Raw genomic sequence first — 19195 nt, 5'->3', positions numbered from 1 at the left:
CCCGATCCCCGGCGGGTCGGCGCAAAGCCTGGACCCGCCCTACGCCGAGTGGCACGGCTCGCCCGCCGCGGAGAACGACGTGACGCGATTGGACCCGGTCAACATCCTCCTCGTGGACGACCGGCCGGAGAACCTCCTCGCGCTGGAGGCGATCCTCGGCGAGCTGGGCGAGACGCTCGTGCGGGCGAACTCCGGCGAGGCGGCGCTGAAGCGCATCCTGGAAACCGACTTCGCGGCCGTCCTGCTGGACGTACAGATGCCCGGCCTGTCCGGGTTCGAGGTCGCCAAGCTCATCCGGTCCCGCGAGCGGTCCCGGCACACGCCGGTCATCTTCCTCACCGCTGCCCACGCGGACGAGTTCCCGATCGAGCGGGCCTACGCCCTCGGGGCGGTGGACTACCTCGTCAAGCCGCTCGTCCCGGTCATCCTCCGGGCGAAGGTGGCCGTGTTCGTGGACCTGTACCGGAAGTCGCAGGAGCTGCGGGCGGCCGAGCGGCGGACGGTCGAGGACGTGTACCGGCCGCAGCAGGAACTGTGGCACACGACGCTCGCCAGCATCGGCGACGCGGTCATCGCGACCGACCTGTCCCGCCGGGTCACGTTCCTCAACCCGGAGGCCGAGCGGCTGACCGGGTGGCCGCGGGCGGAGGCGGTGAACCGGCAACTGGACGAGGTGTTCGCCATCCACACGGCCGGCAGCCGGGACCGCGTCCCGTGCCCGGTCGGGCGGGTGCTGGCGACCGGGCAGGTCGTCGGCCTCGCGAACCACACGATCCTCGTTTCCCGCGACGGCACGGAGCGGCCGATCGACGACTCCGCCGCCCCGATCCGCGGGGAGGCCGGCGACGTGTACGGCGTCGTGCTCGTGTTCCGGGACGTGACCGAGAAGTACGAGGCCGAGCGGCGGTTCCGGGAGTTCGCGAACACCGCCCCGGCGATGCTGTGGGTGACCGACCCGGACGGGAGTTGCTCGTTCCTGTCCCGCGGGTGGTTCGAGTTCACCGGGCAGACGCCGGACACCGGGCTGGGCTACGGGTGGCTCGACGCCGTCCACCCGGACGACCGGGCGGCGGCCGGGGAGAAGTTCCGGGCCGCGAACGCCGCACGGGAGGCGTTCACGCTCGAACACCGCCTCCGCCGGGCGGACGGGGCGGACCGGTGGGTGCTGGACATGGGCCGGCCGCGGTGGGCGGCGGGCGGCGCGTTCCTCGGGTACGTCGGGTCGGTGATCGACATCACCGACCGCCGCGAGGCGGAGGAGGAAGTTCGGGCGGCCGAGGAGCGGTTCCAGTTCATCCGCCGGTCGTCCGGCGTCGGGTTTTGGTACTGCGACCTGCCGTTCGACGTGCTCGTCTGGGACGAGACGGTGAAGGCGCACTTCCACCTGCCGCCGGCCGCGCACGTCACCATCGACACGTTCTACGCCCGGCTGCACCGGGACGACCGCGAAATGACCCGCGGGGCGATCGAGCGGTCGATCAACGACCGGACGCAGTACGACGTGGTCTACCGCACGGTCGCGCCGGAAACCGGGGCGGTGAAGCACGTCCGGGCCATCGGCCGGACGTACTACGCGGCGGACGGCACGCCCCGCCGGTTCGACGGCGTGACGCTGGACGTGACGGCCGAGCGGGCCCGGGAGACGCGGCAGGAGCTGCTCGTCAAGGTCGCCGATCGGACGCGGGCGGCCGCCCGGCCGGCCGACATCCTCGCGGCCGTCGTGACGAGCCTCGGCGAACACTTCGCCGCGAACCGCTGCACCTACGCGGACGTGGACGAGGCGGCCGGCGTCGCGACCGCCCGCGGCGACTACGCCGCCGGCGTGCCGAGCATCGCCGGCCAGTACCCGGTCGCGTCGTTCGGCCCGGCCGTCATCGCCGACCTGCGGGCCGGGCGGACGGTGGCCGTCGCCGACGTGGCGGCCGACCCGCGGACCCGCGACGCGGCCGACGCCTACGCGGCCGTCCAGTGCCGGGCCTACGTCAGCGTGCCGCTCGTGAAGGCCGGCCGGCTGGTCGCCACGCTGAACGTGATGGACGGGAAGCCGCGGCCGTGGTCGCCCGAGGACGTAGACCTCATCGAGGCCGTCGCCGAGCGGGCGTGGCAGGCGGTCGAGGTCGCGCACGCGCAGGCGCAACTCGTCGCCAGCGAGGGGCGGTTGCAACTGGCCGTCGGCATCGCCGGCATGGGGCTTTTCGAGATCGACCTGGCCTCCGACCGCGTCACGGTCAACGAGCCGGGCCGGGCCATCTACGGCTGGGATTCCGCGGACACGACGTTCGCGCGGGTGCAATCGCACTTCCACCCGGACGACCGGGCCGAGGTGATGCGGCGGGTGGAGGCCGCGTTCGACCCGGCCGGGCCGGGCGGGTTCGAGGTCGAGCAGCGGGTTGTCCGGACGGACGGCGAGGTCCGGTGGATCCGCGTCCGCGGGCAGGCGTTCTTCGCCGGCGAGGGGAAGGAGCGGGCGGCCGTGCGGTGCGTCGGCTCGTTCCTCGACGTGACCGACCGCCGACAGATGGAGGACGTGCTCCGCCGGCAGGCCGACCAACTCGTCGAGGAGGACCGGCGGAAGGACTTGTTCCTGGCGCTGCTCGCGCACGAACTCCGCAACCCGCTCGCCCCGATCCGCAACGGCCTGCAGGTCATCCGCCTGTCCGAGGACCGCAAGCACCGGGAGCGGTCGCAGGCGATGATGGACCGGCAGCTGACCCACATGGTCCGGCTGATCGACGACCTGCTCGACATCACGCGCATCCGGCAGAACAAGATGGAACTGCGGCGGGCGCGGATCGACCTCGCGGCCGTCGTCGAGAGCGCCGTCGAGACGGCCCAGCCGCTCGTCCAGGCGGCGAAGCACGAGCTGACGGTCGCCGTGCCGCCGGACCCGGTCCTGCTCGACGCGGACCTGACGCGGCTGGCGCAGGTGTTCTCGAACCTGCTGCTCAACGCGGCAAAGTACACGGAGCCGGGCGGCAAGATTTGGCTGACCGCGGCGCGGGAGGGGGGCGAGGTCGTCGTCGCAGTCCGGGACACGGGCATCGGCATCCCGGCCGAGTCGCTGAAGTCGATCTTCGACATGTTCTCCCAGGTCGATTCGAGCATCGAGCGGACGACCGGCGGCCTCGGTATCGGGCTGGCGCTGGTCAAGGGGTTGGTCGAGATGCACGGCGGCATTGTGACGGCCGACAGCCCCGGCCGCGGGCAAGGAAGCACGTTCACCGTCCGGCTGCCGGTCCCGGACGACCGGGCCGCCGCGGCACAGCCGGCGGCCGAGGGCCGGGCGGCCGCGCCGGCCGGCCGGCGCATCCTCGTGGCGGACGACAACAGGGACTCGGCCGAGACGATGGCGATGATGCTCGCGCTACTCGGCCACGACGTGCGGACGGCCCACGACGGCCTGGCGGCGGTGGCGGCGGCGGCCGAGTTCCGCCCGGACTTCATCCTGATGGACGTGGGGATGCCGCGGCTGAACGGGCTGGACGCGACCCGGCGAATTCGGGAGAAGCCGGGCGGCCAGCTGCCGGTTATCATCTCGCTGACCGGGTGGGGGCAGGAGTCGGACTACCTGAAGTCGATCGACGCCGGGTGCGACGGCCACCTCGTCAAGCCGGTCGAACTGGCCGAGTTGGAGAAGATGCTGAAGACGCACTACCGCCCGCGCGGGTGAACACCGATTTGACCGTTCCGCGGGTGGCCGGGGCTGTGGCTTTGCGATCCCCGGGGGGCGCCACACGGGGGATTCGCAACGCCTCAGCCCCGGCCACCCCAGTAAACGGCCACACTCATCCCGGCGCTCGCCCCAACCCCTTCAGGTCTTCGGCCAGCATCCGGTCGATCAGTTCCGTTACCCCGAACCCCCGCGCCCCGGCCGTCACGAGGTCGGCCCGGTCCTTGACCGCGGGCAGGGCGTTCCCCACCGCCACGGCGCACCCGCACATCGACAGGAAGGCGTGGTCGTTCTCCGCGTCGCCGACGCCGACCACCCGCTCCAACGGAATCCCCAGGTCGCCGACGGCCGGGACGAGGCCGGTCGCCTTCGTCACCCCGGACGGCAGGGCCATGACCGACCCCTTGTTGAAGCTGAGGTGGTACTCCAGCCCGAGGTCGCGGATCGCCGCCAGCATCGCGTGCTCGTGCGGCACGACCGTCGCCACGATGGTCCGACCGACCGAGAAGGGCACGCCCCGCTCGGTCAGAGCGCCGAGGAACCGGGGCGGCGGCGGCTCCGTCAGGACGCGGATGTTTTTCGTGGCCGGGTCGTAGACGATCGCCCCGTTCTCCGCGACGACGCGGTCGAACCGGGTCAGCTCCGGGAAGATGTTCAGCAGGTCGTCAAACTCGCGGCCGGTGACCAGGATCAATTTCCGGCCGGCGGCCCGCAGCCGCTCCATCGCCGCGAGCGTCGGCCCGTCCACCACGCCGTCGTGGGCGATCGTGCCGTCGTAGTCCGTCGCCAGCGCCTGATACCGCATCGCGTCCCCCGTTAGCGCACCACCCGCCACGTCCGCACCGGCTCGTCGCGCTCCTTGTGAACCTCGACCCACTCGTCCCACAGCCGGAACCCACCGGTGAAGGCGTCCTGGTTCCCGCCGCGGCGGCACTTCGGCGGCAGTTGTTCCAGCTTCTCGACGTTCCCGCCCCCGAGCAGAATTTCGTCCACCCGGAACGCGGCCAGCAGCTCCTCGGCGATTTCCGTCAGTGTCGCCGCCCACGTCTCGAACCCGTACTTCTCCAGCCCGGCCTTGCCGAGCCGGTCGAAGAACAGCTCGCCCGGCCCGTACCGCAGGCCGCCGAGTTCCAGCGGGATGACCACCCGCTCCGTGACGAGCGCCGACCCCAGCCCGGTGCCGAGGCCGAGGAACAGCATCCGCCCCTGCTCGTACCCGCCGAGGGCCTGCATGGCCGCGTCGTTGACCACCCGCGTCGGCTTGCCGAACGCCTTCTCGTAGTCGAACCCGACCCACCCGTTGCCGAGGTTGCCGGGTTCGGCCTCCGGGCCGTGCGGCCCGATGACGCACGGCAGCCCGACGGAGACCACGTCGTACGCCCAGCCCTTCGTCTCCTTGCGGACGTGGCCGACCATCTTCGCGGGGGTGAGGTCCGGCCCGGACTCGAACGCCACCGGTTCCTGCACGTCCGAGGCCAACATCTTCACCTTCGACCCGCCGACGTCCACGACGAGGACTTTCATGGGAGATTTCCGGGGGAAGTGAGGCAGCCCCCTTGTTGTAGTGCAACTTTAGGGCCGAAGTGAGACGTAGCGATTTGTGGAACCCGGAGCGGTAGCGACGGGGTGTGGTACCACACCCCGTCGCTACCGCTCCGGGTTCCACAACAGTCAAAAGCGGCGGGCGGCGCGATCGCGCCGCCCGCTACGGTTGAATCGCACGTCGTCTTAATCCCGGTCCGGCTTCAATTCGCCGACCGGTTTGCCGTCCTTCATCCCGAAGACGCGGACCGTTCCCGTGAAGTCGCCGACGAACGCCCGCGCGCCGTCGTGGGCGAACGCCGCCTGCGTCGGCACGTCCGGGAAGCCCTCGAACTTCGCCACCTGGCTGCCGTCCGCCCGCCAGACGCGGGCGCTGTTGTCCCGGCCGCACGTCAACAGCGTCCCGGTGCGGCCGTAGTCCACCGACAGCACGCCGGGCAGCTTGTACCGCGAGGAACTCGTCGCCTTGCCGTCCGGCTGGGCGTTGATCGAGCGGGTGGGGAACCCGTCCTCCGCGTACCAGAGGATGAGCTTGCCGTCCTCGCTGACGGACGCGAGCATCTGCGAGTCGGCCCGCCAACTCAGGTCCGTCACGGCGTCCTTGTGGTCCCCTAACGTGAACATGCCGCCGCCGGTCTCGGCCTCCCAGACGTAGGCCCCGCCGTTGCGGTCGCCACTGGCCAGCATCGTCCCGTCCGGGCTGAACTCGATCGCCGTCACCCAGTCGGTGTGCTTCTTAATCTTGTGCTTGAGTTCGCCGGTCGCCACGTCGTAAATCTTGACGAGCTTGCCCGGCCCGCCGAGGGCGACGAGCTTGTGGTTCGGGCTAACGTCCGCGGCGAGGACGCTGTCCGCCTCGTCCCCGACCTCGGTGACCCGCTTCCCGGTGACAACGTCCCACAGCACGACCTTCCCGGCGCTCGCCCCGCGGCCGCCGGCGGCGAGCAGCCACTTCCCGTTGCGGCTGAACTTCAGGACGTGCGGGATCCGCTCCGGGAACGGCAGCGTGCCGACCGGCTTGAGCGTGTCCGTGTTGTAGAGCAGTACCCGCTCGTGCCCGGCGACGGCCAAGAGCGGTGCCCACGGGCTGGCGGCCATCGCCGTCACCGGGTGCGGCCGGGCCGTCCGCGGCAGGGAGACGCTGGCCCAGTTCGCGGGCATCGGCGGCGGGCCGCTCGGCTTCGCCTGCGAGACGGCGACCGGGTCCACGTCCACCTTCCGGGACGCGGCCTTCGCCGCGCCCGCGGCCGTCTCCGGCGCGCCCTGCTCGATCCACTTCTTGATGACGGCGAGGTCCGCGTCCGGGATCTTCTTCGCCTTCGGCGGCATCTTCGGCTCGACCTCGTGGTTGGTCACGCGGTAGAGCAGGCTCTGGGCCGGGTTGCCGGGCTTGACCGCCTCGCCGCTCGACCCGCCGGCGATCACGGCCTGGTACGTGGTGATGTCGAAGTCGGACGACGCCTTGTCCGCGTTGTGGCAGTTCAGGCAGTGCTTCTGGAGGATCGGCCGGACGTGGTCTTTGTACGTGACGGCGTCCGCCTTCGGGGCTTGCGCCGTCGCGAGGCCGGGGAGCAGCAGGAGGAGGGCGAAGGAGTGTCGAAGCATGTCGAGGTTTCCAAGAATGGCCCGCAGATGACGCGGACTTCGACGCAGATGAAGAGGATAAATCATCTTCTGGTTTTCATCTTCTTCATCTGCGTCGAAGTCCGCGTCATCTGCGGGCCAATGTCTTTCAATGGTTGAACGTGAACTCGGTGGAGTTGAACAGGCTCCACAGGATGTCGCCGTAGACCGTCACGGCGGCGTTCGTCTCGTACCGCTCGGCCGTCGCCTTCATGTTGTCGCTCATGTTCTTGATCAGCTTCTCGGCCGCGGCCAGTTCCCGGCTGCCCTTCGGCAACTTCGCCGCGTCGGCCTTCGCCTGCTTCAGCCGCTCCTGCTGGCGGGCGTACTGCGGGTCCTGGCCGGCTTGCAGGCTCACGATCTCTTGCACCCGCTTCGGGTCGCCGACCTCGCGCTTCACGATGTCCAGCAGCCGCTTCGTCTCGCTCTCGTTCGGCTTCCGGCAGAGCGTGCGGACGTACAGCTCCTCGATCACCTCCTCCGGCGTCTTCTTCTTCGCGAGCATCCCGGCGATGAGCTTGCTCTGTGCGATCTTGCCCGTGAGCGTGTCGCCGTTGACGAGGTGCAGGGCCTGCGACAGGTTCGCCTCCTTGTTCACCTCGCACGAGCACGGCGTCTCCCGCGGGGCGCGGCCGAACGTCGTCAGGAAGTACGTGGACACCTCGCCGGAGTGGATTTGCACCGCCCGCGTGCCCGGCGGCGAGAGCGGGAACCGGTCCTCCGTTCCGGTGATGCGGGTGATCGCGTCGAGCAGCACCTCGGCCCGTAGCCGGCGGACGTAGCTGTGCGAGAAGTAAATCTCGTCCAGCTCATTCGTCGGGTTCGTCGAGACGGACAGTTGGTACGTCCGCGAGTTGCAGATGTCTTTCACCAGCTTCTTCATGTCGAACTTGTACGCGGTCAGTTTCTTGCCCAATTCTTCGAGCAGTTCCTTGTTGCTCGGCGGGTTGCTGATGCGAACGTCGTCCACCGGGTCGATGATCCCGCGGCCGAAGAAGTGCGCCCAGATCGTGTTCGCCATCGTCTCGCGGAACGCGGCGTTGTCCGGGGCCGTCAGCCACGCGGCCAGCGCCTTCCGCGGGTCCTGGCCGTCCACCGCCGGGGCGTCGCCGCCGAGGAACTTCGGCTTCATCCGCCGGCCGTCCACCGGGTGCGCGACGGTGTTGTTGCCGTTGTTGTTCGTCACCAGCACCTCGCGGCCCTCGACGCCGCGCTTGAGATTGACGCCGGCGAAGAACGCGGTGAACCCGTAGTAGTCGTCCATCGTCCACCGGTCGAACGGGTGGTTGTGGCACTGGGCGCACTGGATGCGGGTCCCCAGGAACACCTGCGCGATGTCCTCGGCCGTCTTCTCCGGCGTGATGCGGTCCGACGACGTGTACAGGTTGGCCGTCGGCTGCTTGAAGTTGCTGCCGGTCCCGACGAGCAGGTCCGCGACGAACTCGTTCAGCGGTCGGTTCTGCTGCATCTGTTCCTTCACCCACTGGGCGTAGGTGAACATCGCCTTCGCGTCGCGGCCGTACTGCGGCACTTGATTATTCGCCCGGATACGGAGCGCCTCGCCCCACCGCATCGTCCACATGTCCGCGAACTCCGGTCGGGCGATCAGCGCGTCGATCAGCTTCGCCCGCTTGTCCGCGGCCTTGTCCTTGAGGAACGCGTCGAACTCCTCTCGCGTCGGCGGCAGGCCGACGAGGTCCAGGTAGACGCGGCGGAGGAACGCCTCGTCCGTGCAGAGGTCGGACGGGGCGACGTGCAGCTTCTTGAGCTTGTCGAAGACGAGCGTGTCGATGTAGTTCGCTTCCGGCGGGTTCGGCCAGGTGAACTGGTCGTCGGTCGGGAGGACGATGACCTCCGCGCCGACGGTGAACTTGCTGAACCGGGCGAACACGAACGCCCCGCCGCGGCCGCCGCCCTTGACGACGCCGTCCTTGTCGATGGCGGCGACGGCCTCGTTGTTCGTCATGTACAGCGCCAGCCGCGTCACGTCCCGCACGGACCCGTCCGAGTACTTCGCCAACACCACCGTCTTCTGCGTCCGGTCGCGGCCGGGGAACACGACCTTCGCCGGCAGCAGTTCGATGCCGACCGGGACGGGGGTGTCGTTGCCGTCGTCCGGCGCGCCGGCCTTCAGCCAGGAGAGGAGCGTGCGGTAGTCGTCGTGCGTCTCGTCGAAGAGCTTGCCGCCGGTGTGCGGCACGGCGTTGGTGGTCTTCTCCAGCAGCAGGCTCTTATCCGGCGCGGCGAGGTCCACCCGGCGGCCGACGACGGCCCGCGTGAGCCGGTAGTAGTCGCCGGCCGGGTCGTACCCGAACAGCGAGAGCATGAACCCGTCCTTGCCGCGGGCCGCGCCGTGGCAGCTGCCGTTGTTGCACCCGTGCTTCATGAACACCGGCATCACGTCCAGCCGGAAGCTGACCGGCCGCGACTGCGCCGCGTTCGTGACGACGACCTCGGCCTCGGCCGTCAGGCCGTCCGCCTCGACGCGGAGCTTCGTCGTGCCATCCTTCGCCGGGGCGAGTTTCGCGCCGCTGACGGTGGCGACGGCGTCCGCGAGGGAGAGTTTCGCGGCGGCCGTCACGTCCTTCGTCAGCCCCTGCGCATCGACGTGCTGCACGACGACGCTGACGCGGTCGTCCTTGCCGTTGAGCGCGACCTTCGCGGGGAAGACTTTGAGCGACGGTGGCGAGTCGGCTCGCGCGACCCCGGCGGCGAGGACAACCAACACGAGTGCGAAGAAGCGATCACGCATCGTTAACTCTCGGGAAGAATGGCCCGCTGATGACGCAGATGGGAGCGCAGATGAAAACCGGATAAGACCGAAGAATGATCTTGGTACTGATCCTCTTCATCTGCGTCGAAGTCTGCGTCATCTGCGGGCCATGTATTACTTGCTGGGCTTCACGCCGCGCTCGGCGTCCACCCGGATCGTGCCGCTGCCGCTGAGCTGGCGGACGGTCTGGCCGTTCTCGATCACCGTCAGGTCCATCGCCACGCCCTGGTAGTTCCCGACCAGCGCCTCGGTCGTCGCCCGCAGCGTGAAGCTCACCTCCTTGTCCGCGGCCGTGATCTCCTTCGTCGGCTCGACGAGTTCGACCCCCCGCGGCAGTCGGGCGAGCGTCACCGTCGCCTTGCCGTCGAACTTCTGCAGGTGGTTGAGCTTCAGCGTCAGCGTCGTCGTCTTGCCCCGCTCGACGGACGCCCGCGGGACGCGGGCCTCGACGTGCGGCTCGGCCACGGACACGGTGAACATCTTGGACGCCACGTAAGTGCGGTCGGTGTCGTCGTTGCGGCGGACGCGGCCGCTGCCGCCGGCGACGGCCGTGAGCGTGAGCGAATGCTTCCCGGCCGCGGCGTTGCGGGCCGCGCCGAGCAGGTACGCGCCCTCGGCCTTGCCGGCCGGGACGGTCACCGGCGTGCCGGTGTTCAGGCCGCTCGGCCGCCAGTCCATCATGACCGTGACCGACCCGTCGAAGCCGGGTTGCCGCACCACCTTGAACTTCACCAGCATCTCGCCGTTCTGCACGAGCGACGACTTCGGCTCCTCGACCTCGACGGCGAACGGGGCCGGGTCGGTCACCGCGAGGGCGAGCTTGTCCACGACCGCGTGCAGGTAGTAGTCGTTGTTGCCGTAGCCGTTCATCATGATCGTCTGCCGGTAGCCGCTGGCGAACGCCGCGTCGCCCTTGACCGGCCGGAGGGCGAGGTCGATGAGGACCGCCTGCGGCTTCGCGTCCGCCGCCGCCTCGAACACGACCGGCACGCGGGTCATGCCCGGCGACAGCTTCGGGGCCGTCATCGTCACGCCCGCCGGCAGGTTCAGGGCGACGAGTTCGAGTTCGCCGTTGTACGGGCGGCTGGTGGCGAACGCCCCGACCTGCGAGGTCCACCGGTTGCCGGGGGCGAGGACAACCGCCTGCCGCAGCTGCGGGGCGTTCTGGTTCTCGGCCTCCGGCGAGAGGTACGTGTGGATCGCGTTCGCCTCCGGGGCCGCCTCGACGCGGTAGACGAAGTCCGGGCCGCCGTCGCCCCGCTCGTCCTCGACGCCGAGGACGTACTCGCCGTCGGCCGGGGCGGTGAACTCCAACACCGGGTCGTGCGTGTCGCGGTTCAGGCCGTTCGCCGGGGCGTAGCCGAGCTGGTTCGGCCGGGAGTCGGTGGCCCGCAGCGTGCCGCCCTTGCCGGACAGCGGCTTCACCCAGATGACCGGGTCGCACGCGGAGCCGAGGGCGTTCGCCAGGGCGTGGAAGCGGAACTGCTCGCCCTTCTTGGCGCGGAAGACGAACGTGTCCACGTCGCCGGGCTTCCCAATGATGCCGTTGAATGCGGCGGGCAGGCTGGCGACGGCGGATGAACTCGGCGTGTCATTTGGCTCGGCTTCGAGGACGTTGGGGAACGGCGAGAGGCGGAGCCGATTCGGCGTCGGGGCGGAGACGCCGTCACTGACGACGGCGAAGTCGAAGTTGCCGGCCGCGGCCGGGAGCTTCACGGCCTGCGACCACTGGCCCCGCGGGTCGCCGAGGACTTCGACCTTCACCTCGGTCCCCGCTTGGCCGCCGGCCGGGTAGAGGGCGGTCGGCCGGGCGAACGTGCCGACGTGCAGCCGGTACTGCTCGTTCGCCCCGTTGTACATGCTGTGCCGGACCTCAACGAAGTGCGGCCCGTCCTTCTTCGCCAGTACGGACACCACCGGGTCTTGCACGAACAGCGGGGAGTCGTCCGCGGCGGCGAGCTTCGTCCCGTCGGCGTCGTAGATGGCGACGTGCAGGTCCGGCACGCCCCGCTCGACGCCGAGGCGGGCGGCCTCGATTTCCGCCGACACGCGCTCGCCACGCTTCACTTCAATTTTGAACACGTCCACGTCCGTCGGCTCGTTGATCCGGCCGAACACGGTCGTGTTCGCCGGCACGCTCTTGGCCGATTCCCGCTTGTCGTTGCGGAACGCTTGCGACTCGTCCTCGTCCACCGTCGGGAAGGGTCCGACGAAGAACCGGTGGTACTCGGTCAGCCCGGTGGCGGTCCGCAGCCGCAGGCCGTGCGCCCCGAGGGCGGCGTCCGCGGCTACCTTCAGCTTCAGCCGCACCCGCGTGCCGGGGTCGGCCGGGACGGGGCGGCCGTTCGGGTTCACGGTCGTCTCGACCTTTTCAATCGCTTCGACGGCGATGCCGGGTTCGTAGAAGAGGACTTCTTTCGGGTCGTCGAGGTGACGGCCGGCAAGTTCGACGGTGACGGCCGCGCCGCGTTGCCCGCCGGGCGGCGTCAGGCGCGTGACCCGCGGCGTCCCGGCAACGGCGGGGACGGCCAGCAACACGAGGGCGAGAAGGGACAGGCGCATCGCGGGACGCTCCGGGCGAGAGATATATAGCCGCCGGCTTGCCGGCGGGTTTTCAGAAAACCCGCCGGCAAGCCGGCGGCTATATAGAAGGCGGGAACAGGCGACGGCTTAACCCAGCAGCCCCTTCACGACCTCGCCGCCGTCGATGATCTCGATCGGCCGGCCGCCGGGGGCCATCAGTTCCTTATCCGCGTTGATGCCGAGTTGGTGGTACACCGTCGTCAGCACGTCCTCCACCCGCACCGGGTTCTCCTCCGGCTCGCTGGCGGTCGAGTTCGACGAGCCGTAGACTTGGCCCCGCTTGAACCCGCCGCCGGCCACGGCCAGCGAGAACACCCGCGGGAAGTGGTCGCGGCCGGCCGACGCGTTGATCTTCGGCGTCCGCCCGAACTCGCTCGTCACCAGCACGACGGTGCTGTCGAGTAGCCCGCGGTCGTCCAGGTCCCGGATCAACCCGGCGAGCGCCTGGTCCAGGCCGGGGGCCTGCCGCCGCATCGCGTTCTCGATCCCGGCGTGCATGTCCCAGCCGCCGTAGGAGACGGTCACGAACCGCACGCCCGCCTCGACCAACCGCCGGGCGAGCAGGAACCGGCCGGCAGCGTCGCCGCTGCCGTACTTCGCGCGGGTGGCGGCCGTTTCCTTGTTGATGTCGAACGCGGCCCGCGCCTCCGGCGAAGAGATCATCGCGTAGGCCCGGCGGTAGAACTCGTCCATCGCGCCCAGGGCCTCGGCCTTGCCGGCCTGGTAGCGGAAGTGGTCGTCCACGACGTTCCGCATCTCGCGGCGGGCGGTGAACCGGCGGTCGTCCACGCCCGGCGGCAGGCTCAGGTCGCGGACCTGGTAGCTGCCGCGGGCCGGGTCGGTGCCGAGGCCGAACGGCCCGAACTGCGAGCCGAGGTAGCCGGTCCCGCCGTACTCGTTGGCGTTCGGCACGGCCACGTAGGGCGGCAGGTCCTTCCGCGGGCCGAACTCGTGCGACACGACCGCCCCAAGGGCCGGGTGCTCGATCGCCGGACTCTTGCGGTAGCCGGTGAACATCGTGTAGCTGGCCCGGCCGTGGTCGGCCTCCTTCCCGGCGATCGACCGCACGATCGTCATCTTGTCCGCGACCTGGGCGACGCCCTTGAAGTTCTCGTTCAGCACGACGCCCGGCAACTTCGTCTTCGCGACGTTGAACGGCCCGCGGTACTCCAGCGGGGCGTCCGGCTTCGGGTCCCAGCTCTCTTGGTGGGCCATGCCGCCGGGCAGCACGATCTGGATGACGCTCTTCGCGACGCCTTCCTTGCTGACGTAGTTCTTCTGCTCGCCGCGGGCCTGGAGGGCGAAGAAGTCGCCGAGCGTCAGGCCGAGGGAGCCGACGACGCCGACGCGGATGAACTCGCGGCGGGCCGCGCTCTGCGGAGTGGTGGAAGGCATGGCCGAGCACCTTTCGGATGGCGGGATGGAATCGGCGGGAGGGTCGTCGCGGCGGGCACGCCCGAACTCGTTCGCGGCGTGTGGTTTAAGTATAGCATGGTCCGCCCGCCGCCGGAAAGCAAGCGGAAAGCGGGGACACGAGATTTAGAACCCGCGACCCCGCCGAAGGTTCCGGGGAGCGGAGCAAGATTTCTGCCTTGTAGGGCGGGTCAAGGCTTTGCGCCGACCCGCCGGGGACACGGCAACCGTGCGGGGGAATTGTCGATGTACGGGGGCGTCGCGGCGGGTCGGCGCAAAGCCTTGACTCGCCCTACAAAAATCACTCCTTCACCGTCTCCAGCGCCGGCAGGTCCAGCGCCGGTAGCGACGCCGGCGGGTTCAGGGTCGCGCGGCGGGCCTGCGACGGGCCGCCGAGGTGCTGGTCGAAGAACGCCACGAGCCTCGCGTGGTAGGCGTCGCCGGCGACGTGCAGGGCCATGTTGTGCTTCGCCCCGTCCACCAGCCACAGTTCCTTCGCCTTCACCCGCTTCGCCTGCGACAAGAGCGTCTCGGCCATCTCCGGCTTGATGTACGTGTCGCCGCCGCCGTGGACGCACAGCCACGGCTGCTTCATCCGCCGGACCGCCTTCTCGACGCTCACGAACGCGACGTGCCGCTTCTTCTCCACGTCGCCCAGCGCGGCGACGGCCAGCCCGCCGTAGAACCAGTCCGGGATGTTGCGGCGGACCCACTCCCGCCGCTTGATGTAGATGCTCACCCACTTGCGGATGAACGGGACCATCGTGGTGTACGTGCCGAACGCCCCGTCGGTCGCCACGCACCGGACCAGCCGGTCTTCGGACGCGAGCAGCAGGCCGAGGCTGCCGCCCTTGCTGACGCCGAAGACGCCGACGCCGAACGGGTCCGCGTCCGGCCGGTAGTGCAGGTACTTCAGCGCCGCCCGCGCGTCCGCGAGGTCGCGGTCGGTCACCCACTGCAGCGGTTCGTAGTTCGCGTCCTTGTCGCTGTCCCCCTGGTTGCGGGGTTCGTAGGCGAACACGTCGTACCCGGCGGCGACCAGCTTCTCGCAGTAGGTTTGCGCCGACCAGCGGTCGGAGCCGAACTCGAGGCCGAAGAGGATGACGCCCTTGCGGTCGTCGGTCGATGTCTTGAGGTAGCAACCGCGGAGGGTGCGGCCGTCGCCGGTGGTGATCCGAACGTCCTCGGCCGCGTCCGTTTTCTCCCCGCGGGGGATGATGAACAGCGGCTTCTCTTCAAAGATGCGCGTGATGACGTGGACGTAGTTCCAGCGGTAATAGAGGTAACAACCCAGGATGAAGAAACCCGTGATCGGCACCGGGCCGAACACGAAGATCAACACGAGGTACATCCAGTCGGGCACCGGTCCAATCTCCGCGAGGAAAAAACGTCTCAGAATCGGCTGGCGATCAGCGTGATGTTCTGACCGCCGAAGCCGAAGCTGTTGGACAACACGTGCCGGATGCCGCCCTTCTCGCGGGCGACGTTCGGCACGTAGTCTAGGTCGCACTTCGGGTCCGGCGTTTCGTAGTTGATCGTGGGAGGGATTACGTTCCTCAGCATCGCCTGGATGCTGAGGATCAACTCGACCGCGCCGCCGGCGGCGATCAAATGACCCAGCATACTCTTACTTGAACTTACGGGTATCTTATAAGCCTTCTCGCCAAAGGCACCCTTCAGGGCGGCGGTTTCGCACTCGTCGTTGGCGGCCGTGCTCGTGCCGTGGGCGTTGACGTACCCGATGTCGTCGGCCGTCAGCCCGGCGTCCTTGAGGGCGTCCTTCATCGCCTTCACCGCGCCGCGGCCCTCCGGGTGCGGGTCGGTCATGCGGTAGGCGTCGCCGGTCGTGCCGTAGCCGGTCAGTTCGGCGTAAATCCTGGCACCCCGCTTCCTGGCGTGCTCCAGGTCCTCCAGGACGACCATGCCCGCCCCCTCACCCAGGACGAACCCGTCGCGGTCGAGGTCGAACGGCCGGCTCGCCTTCTTCGGGGCGTCGTTGCGGGTGGACAGCGCGGTCAGCCGGTTGAACCCGGTCACGCCGAGCGGGTGGATCATGCTGTGCGCGCCGCCGGCGAGCATGACCTCGGCGTCGCCGTGGCGGATGAACGCGGTCGCCTCGCCGATGGCCTGGGCGCTGGCGGCGCAGGCCGTCAGGCAGGTGAAGTTCGGGCCGCACAGGTCGAACTCTTCGGCGAGGTGGCCGGCGGTCGTGTGCATCTCGAACTCGGCCTCGCGGCGGCCGTCGAACAGCCCCATCGCCGTGGAGCTGAACTGCGCGGCGTTCACGCGGAACCCGTTCTCGTCGGAGGCGCGGCCGACGCTGTCGATGAGGCTGTAGAAGTCTTCGGCCCCCTCGCCGCTGCCGAGGTAGACGCCCATCCGCGTCCGGTCGAGGCCGGTCAGCAGGCCGGCGTCTTCGAGCGCCTGCTTCGCGGCGACGAGGCCGAATTTCGTGTTCTCTCCGGCCTTCGCGTAGTTGTCTGCGGTCTTGGGGAGCCACCGCTTCAGGTCGAAGTCCTTGACCTCGGACGCGAACTTCGTCGGGAACGTGCGGGCGTCGAACCGGGTGATGTAGTCGATGCCGCACTCGCCCTCGAGGGCGGCGGCGAAGGTTTTCTCGGCCGAGTGGCCGATCGGGGTGATCGACCCGATGCCGGTGATGACGACGCGACGACGCATGAATTCCTCGAACTGGCCCGGCCCCCCCGCCAAAGGGAAGCCTACTTGCTACCAATCAACTGCCACCCGAACCGCTCCCGGAAGTCCGCCACACACTCCGGGCACACCCACCGATACCGGTCCGGCGTGGCGAACCCGGCGTGTAGGGCGTCGGGCGACTCCGGCCCGGCGAACATCGCCCAACAGAACTCGCAGTGGTCGTGGTCCCAACCGGGCCGCGGCGAGCGCCACTCCGCCCACTCCAACGACGCCCCGGTGAGGTAACGCTCCTGACCAGTCAGTCGCCAGTCGTCGGCCTCCGGCATCGTAACGCCCTCCGCCGAACCGACCGTCACGACGACCGCGCACGGCCATCTTGTAGGGCGGGTCAAGGCTCTGCGCCGACCCGCCGTCGGTCCCAGTCACCCCCGGCGGGTCGGCGCAGAGCCTTGACCCGCCCTACGAGAACTTCTTCACCACCATCACCGCACACTGGCCCAGGTCGGTGTAATTGATCTTCACCGCATACGGCTTCGTCACCGGCCGCGGCGCACCCGTGTGAACCGCAATCGGACAGTCCTCAGACGCTTTCGCGTGGTTCACGGTTCCCGGCAGTTCGCCGTGCTTCAACGCCAGAACGCTCGCCGCCAGCTCGATTGCGCCGGACGCGGCCCCGGTGTTCCCGATTTGCCCCTTGATCGCGTACACCGGGACGGCCGTGCCGAACACGTCGCGGATCGCCCGCGCCTCGAATGCGTCCAACTCCGGCGAGCCGAGGCCGTGGGCGTTCACATGGTCCACGTCCGCAGGCGTGATGCCGGCTTCCTTCATGGCGTTGCGGATTACGGCGGCCAGCACCGGGCCGCGCCGGCCGCGGTCGAACCCGCTGGCAAAGCCGGCAAGTTCGCCGAGGATGGTCGCACCCCGCTTCCGGGCGTGGGCCAGGTCTTCGAGGCCGAACATCACCGCCGCCTCGCCGATGGCCGTGCCGTCGCGGTCCTTGTCGAACGGGCGGACGGCCGTGGCGGGGGTATCGTTCTTCCGCGTGAACGGGTTGAACAGGTTGTTCCGGGTGAAGCTGAGCGGGTTGATCTTCGAGTCGCACCCGCCGACGAGGAAGTAGTCCGCCGCGTCGCGCTGGAGCAGGCGGTACGCTTCCCCGATGGCGAGCGAGCTGGCCGCGTCCCCGGCCGTGATGGTGTTGTTCGGCCCCTGCGAGTCGAAGAAGATCGAGACGTGGCAGGCCGGCATGTTGGGCAGGTACTTGAGCATCCAGAGGGGGGTGATCTTCTCGACCCCCTCGTGCCCCCACTTGGCCATGTCGATGGCCCGCGGCGTGCCGGTGATCGTGTGCTTGGCGGCGGCGGCGAGGTCTTCCAACTCGCTGGCGACCATGACGCAGCCGAACTCGATGCCGAACCGGAACGGGTCGATGCTCCCCTTCGGCGGTCCGCCGGCCGTCGCGAGCTGCCCGGCGCAGAGGCCCATCTGGACCGTCTTCGCCATGTTCTTCAGCGACTTGCGGCCGTCCTTGTTACTGGCCGGGATGTACTTCTTGGCGTCGAACGGCTCCGGCAGTTCCCCGGCGACGCGGCACGGCAGCGGGGACGGGTCGAAGGCTTTGATGGCGCGGACGCCGGGAGTGCCGGCGCGGAGGTTGGCCCAGAACGTGTCCGGCGTGTCGCCGATCGGGGAGATAACGCCGAGGCTCGTGAAGACGGCCCGGCGGTGCGAAGCAGGCATGTCAGGGTGCAAACTCACGGGTGTCAGGGTCAGGCGAACGGCACGGCGTCAGCGTGCCGGTGTTGCTCCCGGCGGCCGCCACCGGCACGCTGACGCCGTGCCGTTCGCCTACGCCTTCTCGTCCCGAACCTCCGGTTCGGGATGCGACGCCGCAAACGTCTCGTTTGCGGCGAGCAGGCGGCTGCAACCGCCCGTGCCCGCAAACCAGAGGTTTGCGGCGAGGCGTCCCGAACCGGAGGTTCGGGACGAGGAGTTTAAGCCTTCTGCCCGTCGCCGAGCGCCGTCCGCTGGGCGAGGCCGAGTAGGTACTTCAACTCGCCGCTGAAGACGAAGTTGTGGTCGCCGAACAGTTGGGCCGACCGGTTCTGGTCCAGGTGGGCGAAGAAAATCTCCGCCTCCGCGATCAGGTCGTCGCCGCTCGTCACCCGGCCCTTCACCACGGCCCCTTCCGGCCGCAGGTCGAGCACGTCGGTTGTGTACGTCAACTGCTCGCCGGGGACGGCCTCGCGGTGGAACTTCGCGTTCGGGACCTTCGCGAGGACGACCTTCTCCTGGAAGTTGTTCGCCTCGCCGACGAGGATGCCGCCGGTCTGGGCCAGCCCCTCGAGGATCAGCGGGGCGGGCATCACCGGGTAGCCGGGGAAGTGCTCGCCGAAGTGGTCCTCGGCGTGGCTGAGGCTCTTCACCGCCGTGGCCGTCTTCTTCGACTCGAAGTTCGTGAACCGGTCGATCCAAATCCAGCGCATGGTGCTCTCCCCGCGGACGTTCGTCCGCGGGCTTTCGGGTCAAACCCCTAGCTTGCTTTTCAAGTAGCGGACGATCAGGTTCACGGTGAACAGGTCGCCCATCTTGTCGAGCTTCGGGTCGGCGGCGAACTTGTCCAGCTCGGCCGGGTCCGCGAACGGCATCTTGTCCCGCAACTCGGCCAGGCCCTTGTCCGTGATCTTGCCGCCGGCCACCAGCGACGGGTCGCCCTGGAAGATCGACTCCGGGAAGAGTTCGCCCCGCGGAATCTTGATCCCGAACTCGCGCTCCAACCGGAACACGATGTCCAGGAAGTCGATCGACTCCGCGCCGAGGTCGGCTTGCAACCGCGAGGACGGCGTGACCTCGTCGTCGTCGCGGTTGAGCGCGTCCACGAGCGTGGCCTTGACCTTCTGGAAGATGTCGTCTTGCGTCATGTCGTAAAC

Annotated in this window: 13 protein-coding genes; 1 reads left to right on the top strand and 12 read right to left on the bottom strand. The window is 69.2% G+C overall.

Annotation, left to right across the window (positions count from 1 at the left end; translation table 11 throughout):
• The first annotated feature begins 79 nt into the window (after window positions 1-79).
• Window positions 80-3670, top strand: coding sequence for a PAS domain S-box protein (locus AC5JJ2_RS04845; protein ID WP_495856833.1), 3591 nt, complete (start codon window positions 80-82; stop codon window positions 3668-3670).
• A 115-nt stretch (window positions 3671-3785) separates the two neighbouring features.
• On the opposite strand, the gene AC5JJ2_RS04840 is transcribed toward AC5JJ2_RS04845, so the two are convergent.
• The 12 genes from AC5JJ2_RS04840 to AC5JJ2_RS04785 all read right to left on the bottom strand — a co-directional run bounded on the left by AC5JJ2_RS04840 (window position 3786) and on the right by AC5JJ2_RS04785 (window position 19186).
• Entirely contained in the window at window positions 3786-4475 is a 690-nt protein-coding gene (locus AC5JJ2_RS04840) for an HAD family hydrolase (protein ID WP_495856832.1), read from the bottom strand.
• Window positions 4476-4486: 11 nt separating this feature from the next.
• Window positions 4487-5194 carry an ROK family protein gene (locus AC5JJ2_RS04835; RefSeq protein ID WP_495856831.1) on the bottom strand — a complete coding sequence of 236 codons (708 nt, stop codon included), beginning with the start codon at window positions 5192-5194 and terminating at the stop codon, window positions 4487-4489.
• 204 nt (window positions 5195-5398) lie between these two features.
• Window positions 5399-6817, bottom strand: a complete 1419-nt coding sequence (locus tag AC5JJ2_RS04830) for a c-type cytochrome domain-containing protein (RefSeq protein ID WP_495856830.1) — start codon at window positions 6815-6817, stop codon at window positions 5399-5401.
• A gap of 127 nt (window positions 6818-6944) precedes the next feature.
• Window positions 6945-9587 (bottom strand): DUF1549 and DUF1553 domain-containing protein, encoded by a 2643-nt coding sequence (locus tag AC5JJ2_RS04825; RefSeq protein ID WP_495856829.1) that lies wholly within the window; start codon window positions 9585-9587, stop codon window positions 6945-6947.
• Between the two features lie 135 nt (window positions 9588-9722).
• Window positions 9723-12170 (bottom strand): PPC domain-containing protein, encoded by a 2448-nt coding sequence (locus AC5JJ2_RS04820; RefSeq protein ID WP_495856828.1) that lies wholly within the window; start codon window positions 12168-12170, stop codon window positions 9723-9725.
• A gap of 108 nt (window positions 12171-12278) precedes the next feature.
• Window positions 12279-13586 (bottom strand): DUF1501 domain-containing protein, encoded by a 1308-nt coding sequence (locus AC5JJ2_RS04815; protein WP_495856827.1) that lies wholly within the window; start codon window positions 13584-13586, stop codon window positions 12279-12281.
• A 319-nt stretch (window positions 13587-13905) separates the two neighbouring features.
• Complete coding sequence (locus AC5JJ2_RS04810; RefSeq protein WP_495856826.1) at window positions 13906-14967, bottom strand: alpha/beta hydrolase; 1062 nt, start codon at window positions 14965-14967, stop codon at window positions 13906-13908.
• A gap of 29 nt (window positions 14968-14996) precedes the next feature.
• Entirely contained in the window at window positions 14997-16283 is a 1287-nt protein-coding gene (locus tag AC5JJ2_RS04805; protein ID WP_495856825.1) for a beta-ketoacyl-[acyl-carrier-protein] synthase family protein, read from the bottom strand.
• 41 nt (window positions 16284-16324) lie between these two features.
• The gene (locus tag AC5JJ2_RS04800) at window positions 16325-16588 is read right to left on the bottom strand and encodes a hypothetical protein (RefSeq protein WP_495856824.1); all 264 of its coding nucleotides are present in this window, start codon (window positions 16586-16588) and stop codon (window positions 16325-16327) included.
• 133 nt (window positions 16589-16721) lie between these two features.
• On the bottom strand, window positions 16722-18005 hold the full coding sequence (locus tag AC5JJ2_RS04795; protein WP_495856823.1) for a beta-ketoacyl-[acyl-carrier-protein] synthase family protein: 1284 nt from the start codon (window positions 18003-18005) through the stop codon (window positions 16722-16724).
• Between the two features lie 254 nt (window positions 18006-18259).
• On the bottom strand, window positions 18260-18751 hold the full coding sequence (locus tag AC5JJ2_RS04790) for a 3-hydroxyacyl-ACP dehydratase FabZ family protein (protein ID WP_495856822.1): 492 nt from the start codon (window positions 18749-18751) through the stop codon (window positions 18260-18262).
• A 39-nt stretch (window positions 18752-18790) separates the two neighbouring features.
• Window positions 18791-19186 carry an acyl carrier protein gene (locus tag AC5JJ2_RS04785; protein WP_495856821.1) on the bottom strand — a complete coding sequence of 132 codons (396 nt, stop codon included), beginning with the start codon at window positions 19184-19186 and terminating at the stop codon, window positions 18791-18793.
• Window positions 19187-19195: the final 9 nt, after the last annotated feature.

It is taken from the genome of Limnoglobus sp., from assembly GCF_059499385.1.
This window is presented reverse-complemented; position numbering and strand designations above follow the sequence as displayed.